Here is a 1,607-nt window from a genome sequence, read left to right as displayed (position 1 = left end):
CTAGGTTATTAGCGTATGTATGGACGCGGGCGGTCACGCGCCGAGCCGGAGCACGAGCGGGCTGGCCGTGGACTCATCGACCTCGTGCACCTGGTGCACCTCATAGCCCTGATCGGCCAGGAGGCCCAGCAGCGCAATCTGCACGTGCTCAGGGATCCACTCAGAGGTGCCACGCACCTCAGCCCGCTCCCGAGAGGGGGCCGCGAGCATCCGGCGTGCCGAGCTGATCCGCCGGGCGCGGGTCTTGGCATCACGAGCCGTCCGAGCGTCAGCGAGGCGCCAGGAGCGCACCAGGCGCCGGTAACGGAACCAGCCCTCCCGAGACAGCGTGAAGCGCATGGGCTCCGGGACGGTCGGCCAGGCGCCACGGTGACCCCAGAGCCGCCCGGTCTTGTCCCAGCCCGGGGGCATACCTTGGCGCTGATAGTGCGCCACAGAGCGGCTGGCGTGCTTGGAGAGGTAGCGGAGCCACCCGTTGGAGTCCTCGAGCGGCTCGACCTTCTGAGCGCCCCAGGAAGGCCGCCAGGGCTCCGCGACGGCCAGCCAGTGCTCCACGAGCTCCCAGCCGCGTCTAGGCAGTGGCTCAGACGTGTAGACGGCCATGTGATAGTGCGGCGTGCCCCGGCGCTGAAGCTCCATGACCCAGTGCAGTCGGACGAATCCAGCTGTGCGGCTGTAGCGCGTCATGAGGGCGCGGAAGGCGCGGTCGAGGGCGTCGCGATCGGCAGGTGTGTCACGCATGGTGAGCGTGAGCGCGTAGCCGTGTCCGGAGAGCTGCCCGGCCTCTACCGAGTAGAGCCATTTCGTCTGTCGCCGGACCGTGCCCGGGGACCATCCGGTAATGACGTCCCGCTTGGCACGTTCGTGCTGGCTGACGTGTCGCGGGGGCATGTTCGTAGTGCCTCCAGCTGGATACACTGAGACCGTTGGCATGTGTCGACTCCCGACTGATGCTGACCGTGACCCCCGGAGGATGGCCGTCCTCGCGGGGGTCTTTGCATGTGCGTACAAGGCTCACCCTACGCGGGTGTGTGCCGTTATGTACCTACTAGTCAAGGGACGGCGCGCCACGGGTGCCCCGCGGGGCCCGTAGCCCTCCCGGGGGGCTGGTCCGCACTCTGCGGGCCTGGCGGCCCTCCGAGCACGGCCCTAAGAGACACGCGGGCGCCCACAATGCATGAGGTGTGTCGTCTGGACCCTGGCATGACGAAAGCCCCCAGCATCGGGCTGGGGGCTTTCTAAGGGGGTGGGAACCGGGCGCCACTCTTCGTCACCCTGTCCGCATTCCTGAACCTACCGAGAGCCTCAGACAGCGGAGCGGAGACCCGCCCAGAGCAGGCACCCGGCCGCCTCCGGTGCGGTCCTCGGCGCTGGCGCGCCGTGCGGTCCGCCCGGCTGCCTCCGGGTGCCGGCATCTAGATCGTGACCCCCCGTTCCCGTGCCAGAAAGGCCGGCGGAAGGGTCACCAGGCAGAGCGTGTCTAGGTTATTAGCGTATGTATGGACGCGGGCGGTCACGCGCCGAGCCGGAGCACGAGCGGGCTGGCCGTGGACTCATCGACCTCGTGCACCTGGTGCACCTCATAGCCCTGATCGGCCAGGAGGCCC

1 protein-coding gene is annotated in these 1,607 nt (G+C 68.6%); it reads right to left on the bottom strand.

Features of this window, described 5'->3' with window-relative positions; all coding sequences use genetic code 11:
• Nucleotides 1-33 precede the first annotated feature (33 nt).
• Nucleotides 34-891, bottom strand: a complete 858-nt coding sequence (locus ACWCOM_RS18440) for a rolling circle replication-associated protein (RefSeq protein ID WP_454550193.1) — start codon at nucleotides 889-891, stop codon at nucleotides 34-36.
• Nucleotides 892-1,607: the final 716 nt, after the last annotated feature.

The organism is Kocuria sp. KH4 (assembly GCF_053711175.1).
This window is presented reverse-complemented; position numbering and strand designations above follow the sequence as displayed.

Bases quoted from the DNA above. Each gene is read 5' to 3' on its own strand.
- ACWCOM_RS18440 (WP_454550193.1), bottom strand. From the start codon at position 891: ATGCCCCCGCGACACGTCAGCCAGCACGAACGTGCCAAGCGGGACGTC.